The 14,867-nt window shown below is 66.9% G+C and carries 14 protein-coding genes; 8 read left to right on the top strand and 6 right to left on the bottom strand.

Features of this window, described 5'->3' with window-relative positions; all coding sequences use genetic code 11:
- Nucleotides 1–35: 35 nt before the first annotated feature.
- Nucleotides 36–989 carry an alpha/beta hydrolase gene (locus tag C0J29_RS21950; RefSeq protein ID WP_065043912.1) on the top strand — a complete coding sequence of 318 codons (954 nt, stop codon included), beginning with the start codon at nt 36–38 and terminating at the stop codon, nt 987–989.
- 102 nt (nt 990–1,091) lie between these two features.
- Here C0J29_RS21950 and C0J29_RS34685 read toward each other — a convergent pair whose 3' ends face one another.
- Both C0J29_RS34685 and C0J29_RS21940 read right to left on the bottom strand, forming a co-directional pair.
- Nucleotides 1,092–1,814 (bottom strand): hypothetical protein, encoded by a 723-nt coding sequence (locus tag C0J29_RS34685; protein ID WP_371872497.1) that lies wholly within the window; start codon nt 1,812–1,814, stop codon nt 1,092–1,094.
- A 59-nt stretch (nt 1,815–1,873) separates the two neighbouring features.
- Nucleotides 1,874–2,725, bottom strand: coding sequence for a hypothetical protein (locus C0J29_RS21940; RefSeq protein WP_370530821.1), 852 nt, complete (start codon nt 2,723–2,725; stop codon nt 1,874–1,876).
- Between the two features lie 175 nt (nt 2,726–2,900).
- On the opposite strand from C0J29_RS21940, the gene C0J29_RS21935 reads away from it, so the two are divergent.
- Complete coding sequence (locus C0J29_RS21935) at nt 2,901–4,022, top strand: acyl-CoA dehydrogenase family protein (protein WP_120793558.1); 1,122 nt, start codon at nt 2,901–2,903, stop codon at nt 4,020–4,022.
- Nucleotides 4,019–5,254 (top strand): acyl-CoA dehydrogenase family protein, encoded by a 1,236-nt coding sequence (locus C0J29_RS21930; protein WP_120793557.1) that lies wholly within the window; start codon nt 4,019–4,021, stop codon nt 5,252–5,254. Before C0J29_RS21935 ends, C0J29_RS21930 begins: the two co-directional genes overlap by 4 nt.
- 8 nt (nt 5,255–5,262) lie before the next feature.
- Here C0J29_RS21930 and C0J29_RS21925 read toward each other — a convergent pair whose 3' ends face one another.
- From C0J29_RS21925 to C0J29_RS21910, 4 genes are all read right to left on the bottom strand, one after another.
- Nucleotides 5,263–7,227, bottom strand: a complete 1,965-nt coding sequence (locus tag C0J29_RS21925) for a SpoIIE family protein phosphatase (RefSeq protein WP_065163552.1) — start codon at nt 7,225–7,227, stop codon at nt 5,263–5,265.
- A gap of 140 nt (nt 7,228–7,367) precedes the next feature.
- Entirely contained in the window at nt 7,368–7,793 is a 426-nt protein-coding gene (locus tag C0J29_RS21920; RefSeq protein ID WP_065163551.1) for an anti-sigma factor antagonist, read from the bottom strand.
- Between the two features lie 171 nt (nt 7,794–7,964).
- The gene (locus C0J29_RS21915) at nt 7,965–9,170 is read right to left on the bottom strand and encodes an amidohydrolase family protein (protein WP_065043918.1); all 1,206 of its coding nucleotides are present in this window, start codon (nt 9,168–9,170) and stop codon (nt 7,965–7,967) included.
- Nucleotides 9,171–9,256: 86 nt separating this feature from the next.
- Complete coding sequence (locus C0J29_RS21910) at nt 9,257–10,288, bottom strand: hotdog fold thioesterase (RefSeq protein WP_120793556.1); 1,032 nt, start codon at nt 10,286–10,288, stop codon at nt 9,257–9,259.
- Nucleotides 10,289–10,365: 77 nt separating this feature from the next.
- Here C0J29_RS21910 and C0J29_RS21905 point away from each other — a divergent pair, with 77 nt between their 5' ends.
- From C0J29_RS21905 to C0J29_RS21885, 5 genes are all read left to right on the top strand, one after another.
- Nucleotides 10,366–11,193: a hypothetical protein gene (locus C0J29_RS21905; RefSeq protein WP_162951529.1), complete on the top strand. Its 828-nt coding sequence runs from the start codon at nt 10,366–10,368 to the stop codon at nt 11,191–11,193.
- 160 nt (nt 11,194–11,353) lie between these two features.
- Nucleotides 11,354–11,695 carry a hypothetical protein gene (locus C0J29_RS21900; RefSeq protein ID WP_162951528.1) on the top strand — a complete coding sequence of 114 codons (342 nt, stop codon included), beginning with the start codon at nt 11,354–11,356 and terminating at the stop codon, nt 11,693–11,695.
- A 315-nt stretch (nt 11,696–12,010) separates the two neighbouring features.
- On the top strand, nt 12,011–13,396 hold the full coding sequence (locus C0J29_RS21895) for a hypothetical protein (protein ID WP_120793553.1): 1,386 nt from the start codon (nt 12,011–12,013) through the stop codon (nt 13,394–13,396).
- 161 nt (nt 13,397–13,557) lie between these two features.
- A complete protein-coding gene (locus C0J29_RS21890; RefSeq protein WP_133435900.1) occupies nt 13,558–14,361 on the top strand; it encodes a hypothetical protein in 804 nt (267 codons plus the stop codon).
- A complete protein-coding gene (locus C0J29_RS21885) occupies nt 14,348–14,833 on the top strand; it encodes a hypothetical protein (RefSeq protein WP_120793551.1) in 486 nt (161 codons plus the stop codon). The genes C0J29_RS21890 and C0J29_RS21885 overlap by 14 nt, the downstream gene beginning before the upstream one ends.
- The last annotated feature ends 34 nt before the right edge of the window (nt 14,834–14,867 follow it).

Raw genomic sequence — 14,867 nt, 5'->3', positions numbered from 1 at the left:
AGTCCGTTCCAGGTCGAGCCGGAAGATCAGAGGGCATGACACAAACGAATCTCACCCGGCCGCAGGGCCTGGGCCGTATCGATCCTGAGCTCAGGGATGCCGCCTCGGCCCTGGAAATGGTCGAGTTCAGCTCCGACACGCTGGCCGCCGAGCGGGACCGTGCCGACCGGGCCGCCGCGCAGCGGGCCGCCGCGGTCGACACCACCGGAGTCACCGTTGAGTCACTCTCGATCCCCGGGCCGGACGGCGGCGAACTCAAGCTACGGCTGTACCGGGGTGCCACCGGAACGGGCGTGCCGTTGCTGATCTACGCCCACGGGGGCGCCTTCGTCACCGGCAACCTGGACACCGACCATGCGCACTGCGTGGAGTTGGCGCGCGACGCCGACTGCCTGCTGGTGTCCGTCGATTACCGACTCGCTCCCGAGAACCCGTGCCCGGCCGCGCTCGACGATGTCGAGGCGGCCCTGTGGTACGCCGTCGAGCACGCGTCCGAACTGAATGTCGACGCCGGTCGGCTGGCCGTGATGGGCCGCGACGCCGGCGGCGGGCTGGTGGCCGGCGTGGCCCAGCGCGTGTTCGACGCGGAGGGGCCGCGGATCGCGGTCCAGATCCTGCACCAGCCCATGCTCGACTCCGACGCGACGCCCTCGCGGCGGGAGTTTCAGCGCACGCCGGGGCTCAACGGTCCGGCGGTCAGCCGGGCGTGGGGGCACTACCTGGAGCACGCCACCGGGCAACTGGTACCCGCGCACCGCGCGAACCTGGAAGGGCTCCCGCCGGCGTTCGTCAGCTGCTCCGACGTCGACCCGTGCCGCGACGAGGCCATCGACTACGCCAACCGGTTGCTGCACGCCTACGTCCCGGCCAGCCTGCACGTCATCGCCGCCACGTTCCACGGCTTCGACTCCGTGGTGCCCGATTGGGTTGTCTCGCAGGAGAACCGGGCGCTGCACGCCCAGACGCTGCGGCGCGCATTCGCTGTCTGACCGCAGCGCACCCAGCGTAAACACAGGGCGAGTTTCGGCGCTGTTTCCCGCCCTCAGTTCACGCTCGGCGACGTGGAGGGGCCGGCCTGAACCCGCGCCTGCCTAGACCGGTGTGAACTTGGTGATCAGCCACTTACCGTCCACCAGGGCCAGGTTGACCAGCGCGCTGCTGGCCGCCATCGACGGTTCGGGGTTGTCCTTGCTGGTGGTGCTCTGGTCCACGAACACCAGCACCACCGCGGAGTCGGGGTGTAACTCCTGCACCGCGGCGCGCATGACGTGCGCCGAGGTTTTCAGCGACTTCTGCTTGGCCGCGGGTGCGACGATCTGCTGGGTGAACTGGTCGTAGTAGGACAGGAAGTCACCGGTCAGGTGCGAGCGGGCGGCGGCGAAGTCCTTGTCGAGGGTGTCCGGAGAGTAGGACAGCAACGCGACCGTCCCGTCCGAGGCCGCATTGACGGCCGCGCGACCCACGCTCGGACTGGTCCGCTGATCCGCCCGGTGATAGTGGGCGTACAGCCACGCCGTCACGCCACCGGAGATCAGCACCAGCACGATCAGGATCACCGGGATGGGCTTGACGGTGATCTTGCGGCTCCAGATATCGCGCCGCCAGTTGCGCTTGGGCTCGGCAGGCCGGGTTTCCTCGACGGCCGCAACCTCGGTTTCGCCTTCGGGTTCGTCTTCGCGCTCGTCTTCGAAGTCGTCCGAGACGGCTTCATCGTGGGTGTAGTCGTCGGCGTAATCGTCGGCGTAGTTGTCCGGGTGGTCGTCGGAGTAGTTGTCGAGTTCTTCGTCGTGCTTCTCGCCGACGGTGTCGATCACCGCGGTTTCGGTGTCGTTGGCCGGGTCACTCGTCGCGTCCGTTTCGCGCTTGTCGTCGCTCACGGCACGAACTCAACTTTCGACATCTTGTACTGTCCGTCCTCTTCGGTCACGGTCACCCGCAGACGCCAGGCGCGGGGCTCGTCCTTGGCGCCGGCGGAGTTGGTGACGCGGGAGGTCGCCGACACCAGTACCTGCGCGGTGCGCCCGTCCATGGATTCGATCGCTGCCGCGTTCACCGTTCCCTCGGTGACGACCTTGGACTGTTCGACCACCTTGGTGAAGTCGGCTGCGCGCTGCTGGAAGTCGTCGCGGAACTCACCGGTGGAGCTGTCGATGACCCGCTGAACGTCTTCCTTGGCCTTCTTGAAGTCCAGCGAAGTCATGTTGACCACACCTTTTTTGGCGCCGGCGATGAAAGCCGCTGCCTTCTGGTCCCGTTCGGTGGCGTCGTGGTGCTCCCACATGAAGTAGGTGCTCAGGCCGCTGAAGCCCAGGATGAGCAGCACCGCCACCACTTTGGCGATCATCGATGCACCCGGTAGTCGCACGGCCCCGCGCATGCGTTCCCGCCGCGACGGCTTCGCCGCTACCTCGGGTTCGACCTCGCTGTAGTTCTCCGACTCGTCGTAGTCTTCGGACTCTTCGTATTCGTCGGCGTCGTCCTCGTACTCCTCCGACTCGTCCTCGTCGTAGTCTTCGTAGTCGTCCGACTCGTCGTACTCGTACTCGTCGTCATCGTCGGCCGCGGCGAGTGCTTCACGGCGTAACCGGGCGGCGCGGGCTTTGGCGCGCGCCGCGGCGGCCAGCGCTTCGGCCTCCGCGGCCTCCGCCTCGGCCTCCGCGGCCAGGGCCAGCACGTCGGCCTTCGACGGCACCGCGTCGTCGTCTTTCTCAGCCATTACGGCCACCGCTCGTCATTATCGACTGAACTCCGGTATCTCTTACGGTATCGCCCATTGGTAACATCGGAGTCGCCAGCGAACTCCGACGAGGACCGATCAGGCGGATGATCAATCACCCAATCATTTCCCCCAGCTTCCTTCGCGACCGCGAAGGAATGCCGAGGAATGTCCGGTCGGCATCATGACCGCTGTCGACTCTCCCGAAAAGATACTCTTCACCACCACCAGCCAAGCGTTTCTGTCCAAAGAAGCGTCGCTGCGTCACGTCCGGGAACTGCACGCCGCGGGCGCTTCGTGGGATCCGGCGTGGTGGCGGCGAGCCGCCGAACTCGGCTGGACCGGCCTGTTGGTTCCCGAGGAACTGGGCGGCGGCAGCGTATCGGGGGACGGGGTCGCGGACCTGGCCGTGATCGCCGAACTGCTGGGAAAAACGGTGGCCCCCGGACCGCTGTATCCGGTCAGCACCGTGCTCGCCGCCTTGGTGGACTGCGCCGAACGGGACGCGCACGCGGCGTTGATCGATTCGCTGATCTCGGGCGAGACAGTGGCGTCATGGGCCGTGTCCGAGCCACGACGGGGATGGGCTCCCCACGAGCCGGCGGTCACCGCGACCGCCGTCGAGGCCGGGTACCGCATTGACGGCGTCAAGGACCGGGTGGAAGCCGGCGCGCAGAGTGCGGTGCTGTTGGTGGTGGCGCGGTGTGCTGATGGTGTACGCCAGTTCCTGGTCCCGGCGGACGCGCCAGGTGTGCGGATCACCCCGGTGCAGTCGGTAGACCTGGTCAAGCACTATGCGCGGGTGGAATTCGACGGCGCGGTCGCGTCAGCGGTGGTCGGCACCACCGCCGAGACCCCCGCCCTGATCGACCGGCAGGCCCAGATCGCACAAGTGCTGCAATGCGCGGAGTCGGTCGGCATCTTGCAGACCGTGTTCGACTTCACCGTGCAGTGGGCTCTGGACCGGCACAGCTTCGGCCGGCCTCTGGCGTCGTACCAGGCGCTCAAACACGGGTTCGCCGACATGAAACTGTGGCTGGAGGCGTGCCGCGCGACGACGGCCGCGGCGGTCGCCGACGTGGCGGCCCGGGCGCCGGACGCCGGGTTGTCGGCGAGTATCGCCAAGTCCTATGTCGGTGAAGTGGGCGGTGAGATCGTGCAGCGATGCGTGCAGATGCACGGCGGCATCGGCGTCACCTGGGAGCACGACCTGCACCTCTATCTGCGGCGAATCACGTTGTACCGCTCCATGTTCGGCACGCCAGAAGAGCACAACCTCAAGGTCTACCGGGCGGGTGTGAAATGAGTTCCACCGAGACCGTCGCCGAATTCGCCGCCCGCGCGAAAAGCTGGCTGGCCGAGAACATGCCCCGCATCGACCCGGACTCGCCGCCGGCCGTGCCGCGCGATGCCGAGCAGTCATGGCAGCGGGCACGGGAATTGCAGAAGCGGCTCTACGCAGGCGGATTCGCGGGCATCTGCTTCCCGCGTGAGTACGGCGGCCTCGGGTTGGACTACGAATACCAGCAGGCGTTCGACGTCGAATCCCTCAACTACGAGATGCCGTTGATCCTCAACGTGCCTACCTTCACCATCTGCTGCGCCACCCTGCTCGACACCGGCAGCGAGGAGCAGAAGAAGCAGCACATCGGCGCCGCGCTGCGCGGCGAGGAGATCCTGGTGCAGCTGCTCTCCGAACCCAGTGGCGGCTCGGATCTGGCCGGGGTCATCACCCGCGCCGAACGGCAGGGAGACCGTTGGGTCATCAACGGCGCCAAGACCTGGAGCACCAGTGCCTTCGCCGCCGACTACGGACTGTGCCTGGCCCGCACCGACTGGGACGTGCCCAAGCACGACGGGCTGACCATGTTCCTGGTGCCGATCAACCACCCCGGCATCACGCTGCGGCGCATCACCCAGGTGAGCGGCGGCGCCGAGTTCTGCGAGGAGTTTCTCGACGGGGTGGACGTCGGCGACGACGCGGTGGTCGGTGAGGTGAACAACGGCTGGTCGGTGGCGTCACGGCAGCTCTATCACGAGCGTCGCGCCGTCGGACAGGGCTCGGAGTTCGCCAGCGGCTCGGGCAGCGAGGGTGGGCACACCACGCCGGTGGACTATGCCGATCTGCTGTCCTGCACCGGGCAGGAAGACAACGAGCGTGCCCAGGAGATGGCCGGCCGCGCGCTGGTGCACCGCGCGGTCGCCGAGCAACTGATCAGTCACGTCTACCGCAGTGTCCGCGACGGCTCGCTGCCGCCGGCCGGCGGGACGCTGATCAGGCTCTTCCATGCCGAGACGGTGATGCTGGAAATGGACACCGCGCTCGCGCTCGCCGGAGCCGCCGGCGTGGTCGGGGAGGTCGGCGAAGGGTTGCAGTCCGGGCTGCGCTACCTGTCCCGCCAGTCGGTCGCCATCGGTGGGGGCACCACCGAGATGGCCCGCAACGTCATCGGTGAGCGGGTGCTGAACTTCCCACGGGAATACGCCGCCGACCGTGGAGTGCCGTTCAATCAGGTACGGCACGGCAAGACGCGCTAGTCGCCCGGTCAGTCCTCGACGAGGATGTCCTCGGAGTCTCCGCTGACGACGGGGATCTGAACCAGCGACAAGACGTGGTGGGCGGGGCTTCCCGGTGGTGCCACCAGGACGCAGTCGCCGCCCTGTTTGCGGGCCCGCTCGCGCGCCGCGGCCAGCGCACTGACGCCGGCTGAACCGAGATGGGTGACCGCGCTCAGGTCGATCGTCAAAGACGCTATGCCGGAGCGGCTTTCAACCGCGATCTGGCGATCCAGGGTGGACGCGGTGTTCGAGTCGACCTCGCCGCGCACCACGATGCGGCCACCATCGGCGACCAGCGAGACGAACTCGCGGTCGATCTCCCGCGGACGCCTGACCGGACTGGCCACCGGGTCGCTGACGAAATTCACCGGCCGGCTGAGCCGGTGGATGAGCGTGGCGGTCGTGCCGTCCAAGCTGTGTGTGACGTGAGATTCGGTCACCAGCGCCTCGGCCATCGCCAGCCCGCGCCCGCGACCTTTCTCGCCCTCCAGATGGTCCTTCCACTCCCCGCGGTCGATCACCGACGCGCGCAGCCTGCCGTCACCACCCAAGGACGCTTCAACGATGAGGCCGCCGGAAACGTCAGTGCCGTAACCATGTTCGACCGCGTTCTCCACGAATTCGGACATCGCGTGCACCACATCCGAGATGTCGGCGGCGTCGGCGCCGATCTCGGACAGCCATTCGCGCAACTTGGCCCGGATGCTGCGGGCGGCGTGGATCGTGGCGTCGGACATGATGTGCAGCGGCGGCACCGGTGTCCGGCGCTGCACCGCGAGCAGTGTCACGTCGTCGGTGTAACCTGTTGAGCGCAAAAGCAATTCAAGCGTTTCCGAACAGAGCCGGTCGATCGGCCGGGCAGGCGAATCGAGCACGAAGCCGCGGGTGCCGGCGGCGATACTGCCCGCCAGGTCGGCGAATTCAGCGGTGCTGGCCACCAGCGGGCGGCCCGGGCGCTCAATCAGGCCGTCGCTGTACAGCAGCACCGAGTCGCCGACGGCGAGGGTCTCGGTGCGCACCGGAAAACCGGTGCCGCTGCCCAGCGGGCCACCGCCCGACGGTTGCACGTACCGCGCGCTGGCATCGGCAGCGACGATCAGCGGAGGCGGGTGCCCGGCGGTGCAGTACTGGAAGTCACCGGTCGCCAGGTCCAGCGAGCCGACGCAGATGGTGGCCGACTTCGATCCCGGCACATGCTCGTGGAAGTCGTCGAGCGCCTCTAGCGCTGCGGCGATCGGGCGTCCGGCGGTGATCTGCATGCGCAGCGCGGTGCGCAGCTGCGACATCACCGCGGCGGCTTCGACACCGTGGCCCACGACGTCGCCGACGACGACCACCAGGCGGTCGCCGAGGGGCAGGGCATCGAACCAGTCCCCGCCGGCCGCGGTGTCTTCGGCGGCGACGAGGTACTCGGCGGCGATATCGGCGCCGGGAACCAACGGAACGGATGGGGCCAGCAACGTCTGCTGCATCAGGATGGCCGAGTCGCGCACGTTGCGGTACCGCTGCGACAGCTCCTCGACCCGCGCCTCCGCCGCCAGCCGCGCCTGCACGCGGGCGGTGACGTCGTCGAAGACCAGTTGCACGCCCTCAACGGATCCATCCCGCCCGCGCCGGGGCGTGACGAGGAAGTCGAAGTACCGCTCCTCCAGGCCGGAACCCTGTAGGTCCACCTGCAGGCGCCACTCGGCACCCGACTGCGATTCGCCGGTGTGATACACGCGGTCGAACATGTCGTAGATCTGTTGGCCTTCGAGCTCGGGATAGACCTCTTTGGCCGTCTTGCCCACGGTGTTCAGCGACGGGTTGAAGGCGCGGAAGGCCGCGTTGACCGCGATGAAGCGGTGGTCTGGCCCCTCCAGGCCGACCACCATGGCCGGGATGTTCTCGAAGATGCGCCGCACGTCGTCAGCCGCGCCCACCGTGTCATCCCAGTCCTTTTCGGCCGACATATGGCCGTACCTCCCGCGGACCGATGTAGCAAACTAGTCGGGTGCGCTGACGCCAGCGTCAAGCAACAACAACCAGACTAGCAATGTGCGGGACATGCACCACGCACCAAAATTATTGAGCCGCGCGCCGGCCGCTCAAGCTACGCCGCGGCGAGCGCCGATTCCGTCGTCGGGTGAACGGGCAACACGTGGCCGAACGCGCAGGCTTCCACGATGCGGGCGACGCCGGGGTTGCTGCTCACCAGGCGCAGAGTGACGCCCCGGCGGCGGCTCCGTTCGGCTTCGTCGGCGAGCACGGCGAAGGCGCAGGCGCCCATGAAATCGAGCCCCGTGACATCCACGATCAGCGGGCCGGGCCGGACGGCGACTGCGGACGCCTCGCGCAGCAGTCCCCGCCAGGTGTGCTCGTTGGCGGCGTCGACTTCGCCGCCGGCGCGGATGACGACGGCCGAGCCGCTGCGCACCGTGGTGGCCCGCAGCGTGCTGTCCGGTTCACCCAGCTCCAGGGACAACCGGTCGCTCAACGGCACCGGAATGGAGAAAGAGTCGGATGGACCCAGGTTCATCGTGCACCCCCAATGAGGGCCGCGCGGAAAAATCCCCCCGATGGAATGTCCACTGCGCGCCCGTAAGACGAACTGATGCCTTGTGTATAGCAGAAACTGTTGCCCGATTAGGGCGAATGGCGAGATCGGTAGCAGCTCGATAGACCCGGCTGTCTACCGACCCGCGGGCAGTCAGGCGGAGACCGGTTTTTTGGCCGGCGCCGAGACTTTCATCAGCTTCATCAGGTTGCCGCCCATAATCTTGGCGATGTCGGCCTCGTCGAAGTCGGTGAGTTCGTCGACGAAGGAGATGGGGTCTTTCAGGCCTTCGGGGTGCGGCCAGTCAGAGCCGAACAACACCCGGTCGGTTCCGACCATCTTTACGATCTCGGTGAACCGGTCCTCCCAGAACGGGGTGATGTAGACGCAGCGCTTGAACGCTTCGATCGGGTCTTCGCTGAACGACTGCGGCATCTTCTTGTAGACGCCTTTGAGGCCCTTGAAGAGGTCCGGCACCCAGTCGGCGCCGTTCTCGATCGACAGGATCCGCAGTTCCGGATTGCGGGACAGGGCGCCGTGGCACACCAGCGCACCCATCGCGTCCAGGATCGGCCGATGGCCCATCGCGAAGCTGCGGAATGCGGTCGGCTTGAACGGCAGGAACTCGTCACCGGGCTCCCACACATTCGCGAATTCCGAGTAACCGCTGTCCGAGGCGTGCATCGACACTGGCAGCTCGGCTTTGATGCAGGCCTGCCAGAACGGGTCGAACTCCTCGAGTCCGAAGGACCGGCTGCCCTTGTAGCCGGGCACCGGGGCCGGCCGCACCAGCACGGTGCGGGCACCCCGCTCCAGGCACCATTCGAGTTCCTCGAGCGCGCGCTCGACGATTGGAAGGGTGATCACTGGGGTGGCGAAGATGCGGTCCTGGTAGTTGAACGACCACTGCTCGTACATCCACTGGTTGAGCGCGTGGATGACGTCGTGGGTCATCTCCGGGTCGTCCTTCATCCGCTCCTCGACCAGGCTGGCCAGCGTCGGGAACATCAGGGCGTAGTCGATGCCCAGCTCGTCCATGACCTCCAGCCGGGCGCCCGGCTCGCGGAAGGCGGGAATGGCCTTCATCGGCTCGCCCAGGATCTCGCGGTAGCTCTTGCCCTGCGCGCCGTTGCGGAAGTAGTCCTCCTGAGCGCCCGGGCGGGCCACCACTTCGAACGTCGGGTTGGGGATGTACTCGCTGATGTGGCCGCGCACCACGATCTTGGTGCGCCCGCGAACCTGCACGTAGTCGATGACGCGCTTGCGGTTCTCCGGCAGGAACTTGGTCAGCGCCTCCTGCGGCTCGTACATGTGGTTGTCGGCGTCGAAGACGGGGAAGGGAAGTTCGCGAGACGGCATGGCGATCTCCTGTAGAAGTCTTGATCTCGTTGTGTGGTAATGACGTTACCATTTTTCGCAAGGGGTGCCGCAATCGGGCGTGCCGGTCAGCTGTCGATGGAGCCGGTGTCCGGGTCCGGGCGGCCGACGATGGCGAAATTCACCGTTGCCGTGGCCGCCAGCTCACTGTCGCTGTCGCCGTAGATGTCGATCTGCATGACCAGCGACCGGCGGCCGGCCCGCAGGACTTTGGGGACGGCCAGGGCCGAGCCGTGCCTGATCGGCCTCAGGTAACGGATGACGAGGTCGGAGGTCGTCATGGCGGTGCCCGGTTGGAGGTATTGCAGACCGAGTTGACCGCCCGCCACGTCGGCCAGGGTCGCGATGAGGCCGCCCTGCAATGCGCCGGAGGTGTTCACCACCTGCGGGCTGACCGGCATGGTCATCGCGAAGCCGTCGTCATGAAAGCTGGCCGGGCGCAGGCCGATCTGGGCGAAGAGTTCGGCCAGGGTGGGGTCCGGCGTCTCGTCGCCCGTTTCGCGGATGCCGAGGGCGCGGCTGCAGAAGTCGTACAGTTGGCCGGAGTCGATCGGTGTCCCGTTCAATTCGGTTCCGAGCCAATGCAATCGGAGCGCACCGACCATGGTCTGCATGACGATCGCGGCCGCGGCGCCGACGTCCAGGCCCGGGTTGAAGACACCCTCGGTGATGCCCTGGCCGATGATGTCGCGCATCAGCCGGTGCAGGGGCGAGAGGACCCTCGCATATTCGCGCGGCCGGGTTTCGGCGAGGTTCTGGTTGTACAGGCTCAGCGCGCGGTTCAGGCTGTCCTGCGTCGACGACTCCGGTTGGGCGCCGACGCGGTCGATGATCAGCTTGAGCGCCGCGGTGCTGTCCAGTCCCGCGGTCTCGGCACGCCAGGTCTGCGCCGCCTGCGTCATCGTCCGCTCGAAGAGCGCCAGCAGCAGTTCGTCCTTGCTGGAGAAGTGTTGGTAGAAGGCGCGCAGCGAAGTCTTCGAGCGGGCGACGACTTCCTGCACGGTGAAGTCGGTGCGCCCGGTCTGACCCAGGATCTCGACCGCGGTCTTGATGAAGCGGTCGGCGCGGGTGACTTCGGCTTCGTCGTCGGGTCCGGTCATGGGCGGTCTCCTGTTCGGCGACGTGGCGGACGCTGTGAGAATGAGGTTACCGCCACGCTCTTGGATAGGGTCGGGAGGTGAACGTCGGCGCCGCTGGTGGGGGAGCCACAGGTGGTCGTCTACTCGTGGAGGATGCCGTCACGCGGATGCTGGGCGAGGCGCCGCCCGGATGGAAACACCTGCGGGTGGAATTCGACACAGGGTCGTCCACGGTCACGGCTACGGTGACGGCGGACGCCGAATCGACGCACTTGGCCGTGCCACCCGAAGCCGTTGCGGCGCTGCACGAATACCACCGTCAGGCTTCGGCAAGGGGGTCGGCGTGGCGGCGGCTGTGGATCGATTGCGCATCCGACGGGACGCTCTCGATGCGCACAGATGCGCCCGGGCAGGCAGGTTCGCGCCGTTGGCCGCAACGGGTGTTGGCGGGCATCACGCTGGGGTGTCTGACCGCTGCCGCGGTGCTGTTCGCCGTGGGGTGGCGGTGGTCTCCGCCGCCGCGAGCGTCGATGATCGCGGTGCCTCCGCCGTCGCCTCGTGAGGGGCAGGTGTTCGAGGTGCTCAAGCGCTGGTATGACGCGGAGGATCGCGGTGACGGCGCGGCCATGCGCGCGCTGGCGTGCGTCCGCCCCGGCAAGAATGTCGAGGACGAGATCGAAGGCGTTGAGCAGAGCGGAATCCGCGACGGCGTCACCTACCCGGAAGCGATCACCGGCTTTCGCGACGAGGGCGCGCACGTCTGGGCCATGGTCGCGATGCGTGTGCACCCACTGAGCGAACGGCAGCGGAACGCAGTCGAAGAGAACCTGAAGCATGGCGGTTTTTTCTTCGATTCGTACACGCTCGTGCAGGAAAGCGGTGCATGGAAAGTGTGCGACGCAGACACGCCGCCACTGACATGGTGACGGGCGGATCGGGGCGATGAGGAATGCAAACGGGACGCGGGACCGCCGGCGTGATCGGGTCTGGATCGTGATCTGGGCGGTTGCAGCGGTGGCGTCGTCAGCGCTGTTGCTAGTCGCCATCCTCGGTCGTGCCCACGGTGATGGGCCGAGCCTGCGACCGATGGCTGCGAGTGAATCGATGTCCGATGACGAGGCCCGCGCGGTCGCCGCCAACACCGCACGGGTATGGATGCGAGAGCGCAACGACCGTCACCTGGCCAACCTGGAAGCGTTGTCGTGCAGTGAAACCCGCGATGGGGCGTTGGCACGCGAGATCGGCTTCGTCCGAAATGGTGAACCGTTTCAGAAGTTCGAGCCGTCCGCGGTCGCGAGATTCACCCGCGACGGCCCGGTCTGGACACTCGACGTCTTCCACGCCGGCGGCGGTGGCGAGATGTTCACCTTTCGGATTCGAAACGGCGAACTCCTGGTGTGCCAAGCAGATTCGGCTCCGATTCCGTAGGGCCCGCGTCTCATAAATCCCGCGACTGCCGCAGCACGGCGATAAAGACCAACCCACTTCTTTGTTGCTCGACACCCCAATCCTCATCTCAGCTGAAGCGAGCGCCGCCGGCATTTGATCGGCAAATCTGCGTAGCTGCCGAGTGGCGGCGTGGTGTAGTTAGCCTGGCCGTGACGTCATTGCCGGGGCGGGAGGTGTCGGGTGTCGGGTGCGGGTGCACCGCCGGGGGGCTATCGCTGGGTCGACTCATCCGGGTCGAGCGGTCCGGCGGCACAGCGCCGTCGCCGTCGGTGGTGGGTTGGCGCCGCTGTCGTTGTGGCGGTCCTGATTGTTGCGGTCGCGTGGTGGATGTGGCGCCCCGGGACAGGAGAGGGCCACGGCGGGCAGGCAACCGCCGGGCGGTCTGCGCCGCCACTCGGCACCCCGAAAGAGCTGCTGATCGGGTTCCCGTTGAACCGTCCGCTGACAACGGTCTGGCAGTCCAAAGCCGCCGAACTGGGGTTGCCGGCCGATGCGCCGCTGGGCGATCTGTTCGCCAGCGCGGGGGACAAGGCGTACTTCCTGTCCCAGTTCGTGGATCTGCACTGTTCGGGTCGGTGCCGGCCGCAGGCAGCCTGGGTGTACGGCGTCGACACCCGAACCGGCACCCGGTTGTTCAATCCCGTGCAGTTACCGAACTACCAGTTCGCGGTGACGTGTTTCGGCAACGGGCCGACGACAGCCGTGTGTCTGAAGGCTGACCCGCCGCTGACGGCTTGGGTTATCGATCTGGACCACGGCAAGCTGACCTTCACCGGACCCACCGATGTTGCTTACAGCGCATACGCGGGACAACCCGAGGCTCATCCGGTCGGCACCAGCGTCGGGCAGAGTCGCCTGGTCTCGACCGTCCGGGGCAAAGGTGTCTACGGCATGGGTTCGCACACCGAACGCACGTGGTTCGTTCCCGGAACCGGCTTCCTGTCGCCCGGCGACAATGAGGTGGCCGACGATATACCGGCGACCCCGATCGCCGTCTCGACGGGCGGCGGCAATGACTCCGACCGGGTGTTCTCGGTCATCGACGGCACCGACCTGACTCCCGCGCCTCCGGCGGGAGCCGCCCTAAGCCGGGCCGTCGTGTACAACGGCGGTTTCGCCTACGCGTACCAGAACCCCGGCACCCGGGCCACCGGCGTGCGGTTCTACGACACCAAGGGCACGCTCATCAGTGATCGCCCATTCGGCACGTCGTTCGTGAAGTTGCTGAACAACCCGGCCATGCCGATCATCGCAGCCGATGGCACCTTTCAGGTCTACACCGCCGACGGCAGACAACTCAGCCAGTTCGCCGCCCCGGAGGTCGCCCCGGATCTGCGCACCATCGGCACCAAGCTCTACGTGAACATCGGCGAGCCGAGTCAAAAACGTTGGCAACAATTCGATTTGATGACCGGGCAACCCGGGCCAACCTGCACAGGCTGGCAACTCAAGGGCACGGGTCCTTCCGGTGGTGGCACGTACGTCGCCTCCGACGGCGCGAACATCCTGACCGAGACCGAGGAACTCTCCGGACAATTCGAGGTCACCGACGCCGCCACGTGTCAGGTCCTGTGGCAAACCCCCGCCGACGCCAAACTGCAGATCTGGAAAGTCGGAACCGGACTCCTGCAGATCGACAAAGGCAGCAATGTCATGACGTGGCTACGCCCACCGGCCTGACCGCGCGTCGCCCGGCTAGAGATTCTTGATCCACTGCCCGACGCCACCGATCCAGGCCGCGGCGCCGAGCGCAAGCGCGACGAGCGGATTGAGTGCGTTCTGTGACGTGACGAACGCTGTGAGAATGAGGTGACCCCAATGCTGTTCGATAGGCTCGGGACGTGAAAGTCGGCGCCGCTGGTGGGGGAGCGGTCGATGATAGACGCCTGGTAGAGCAGGCAGTTGCCCTGGTGCTCAGCGAAACGCCGCCGGGCTGGACGCGCCTGAATATTGCATTCGACGCCGCGTCGTCGGAGGTGACGGCAGTTGCGGATGGAGGGGCGGTGCCGCTGCCGGTGCCTCCCCAGGCGGTCGAAGCGCTCAGCGAATACCACCGTCAGGCGGTGTCCAGTGGGTCGTCGTGGCGGCGCCTGTCGATCGACTGCGGGGTCGACGGAACCCTGTCGATGCGAAAAGATGTTGACTCACTTGTTGTTTCGAGCAGGTGGCCGCAGCGCGTGCTGGCGGTCATCACGCTGGCGTGCCTGGTCGCTGCCGCGGTGGTGTTCGCTGTCGGTTGGCGGCGGTCGGAGCCGCCTCGCCTGGGGGTACTCGCCGTGCCACCCCCGGCACGCGCCAAGGCTGCGTTCGCGGTGCTCGAGGACTGGTATGCCGCCGAAGACCACGGTGACGCCGCACGAATGCGGGATTTGGCCTGCGCTCATCCCACGCAGTCGCTCGTCGACTGGATCAACACCATCGCGTACTACGGACAGGATCAGGGCCTCATCTTCCCCGATGCGTTGACCCAGTTCCGCGACGACGGTGCGACCGTCTGGGTGAAAGTGGCGGTGCGGATCCGGCCGATCGACGACCGGATGAAGCGCGAAGTCGAGGAGGCGCAGTCCCGCGGCGGGTTCTTCTTCGAGACGGTGACCTTCGCCGACGAGGGCGGCAGGCTCAAGGTGTGCGATGGCCGGCGCTGAGCCGGGTGGGTCCCGGCGCCGGGCGCGAATGATGTTGTGGTTCTGGGTTTTCACGGCTGCGTCCTCGGTCGCGCTGTTGGTGTTCGCGGTCGTCGGTCGAGACCCGGACGACGGGCCGACATTGCGGCCGAGGGCGGTCGGCGACTCGATGAGCGAAGCGCAGGCTTACGAGGCTGCCGACAGCACGGTGCGGGCATGGGTGCGCGAACGCAACGCACGAAACCGGGCCAACCTCGAGGCGCTGACCTGTCCGGACAACGAGGGCACCGTGACCGCCGAGGTCAATGCGGTCCGGCGGAGGGAACCGCTCGGCAAGCCGATGCACGTCGTCTCCACTGGGGCACTCGGCCGTCACGAGTCGCTATGGACCTTGAGCACTCACTTCGACAATGACGTCAGTGTTCAGTTCGTGCTTGGAGTGCGGCGGGGCGAATTGCAGGTCTGCCGGATCGCTTCGGCCCCGGTGCCATGACTAGCGTGATCGCCAAGACACTGTCGAAGGAAGG

It is taken from the genome of Mycobacterium paragordonae (assembly GCF_003614435.1).
GTDB classification, from domain to species: domain Bacteria; phylum Actinomycetota; class Actinomycetes; order Mycobacteriales; family Mycobacteriaceae; genus Mycobacterium; species Mycobacterium paragordonae.
The sequence above is the reverse complement of the archived record's forward strand: the minus strand, read 5'-3'. Positions and strand labels throughout refer to the sequence as shown.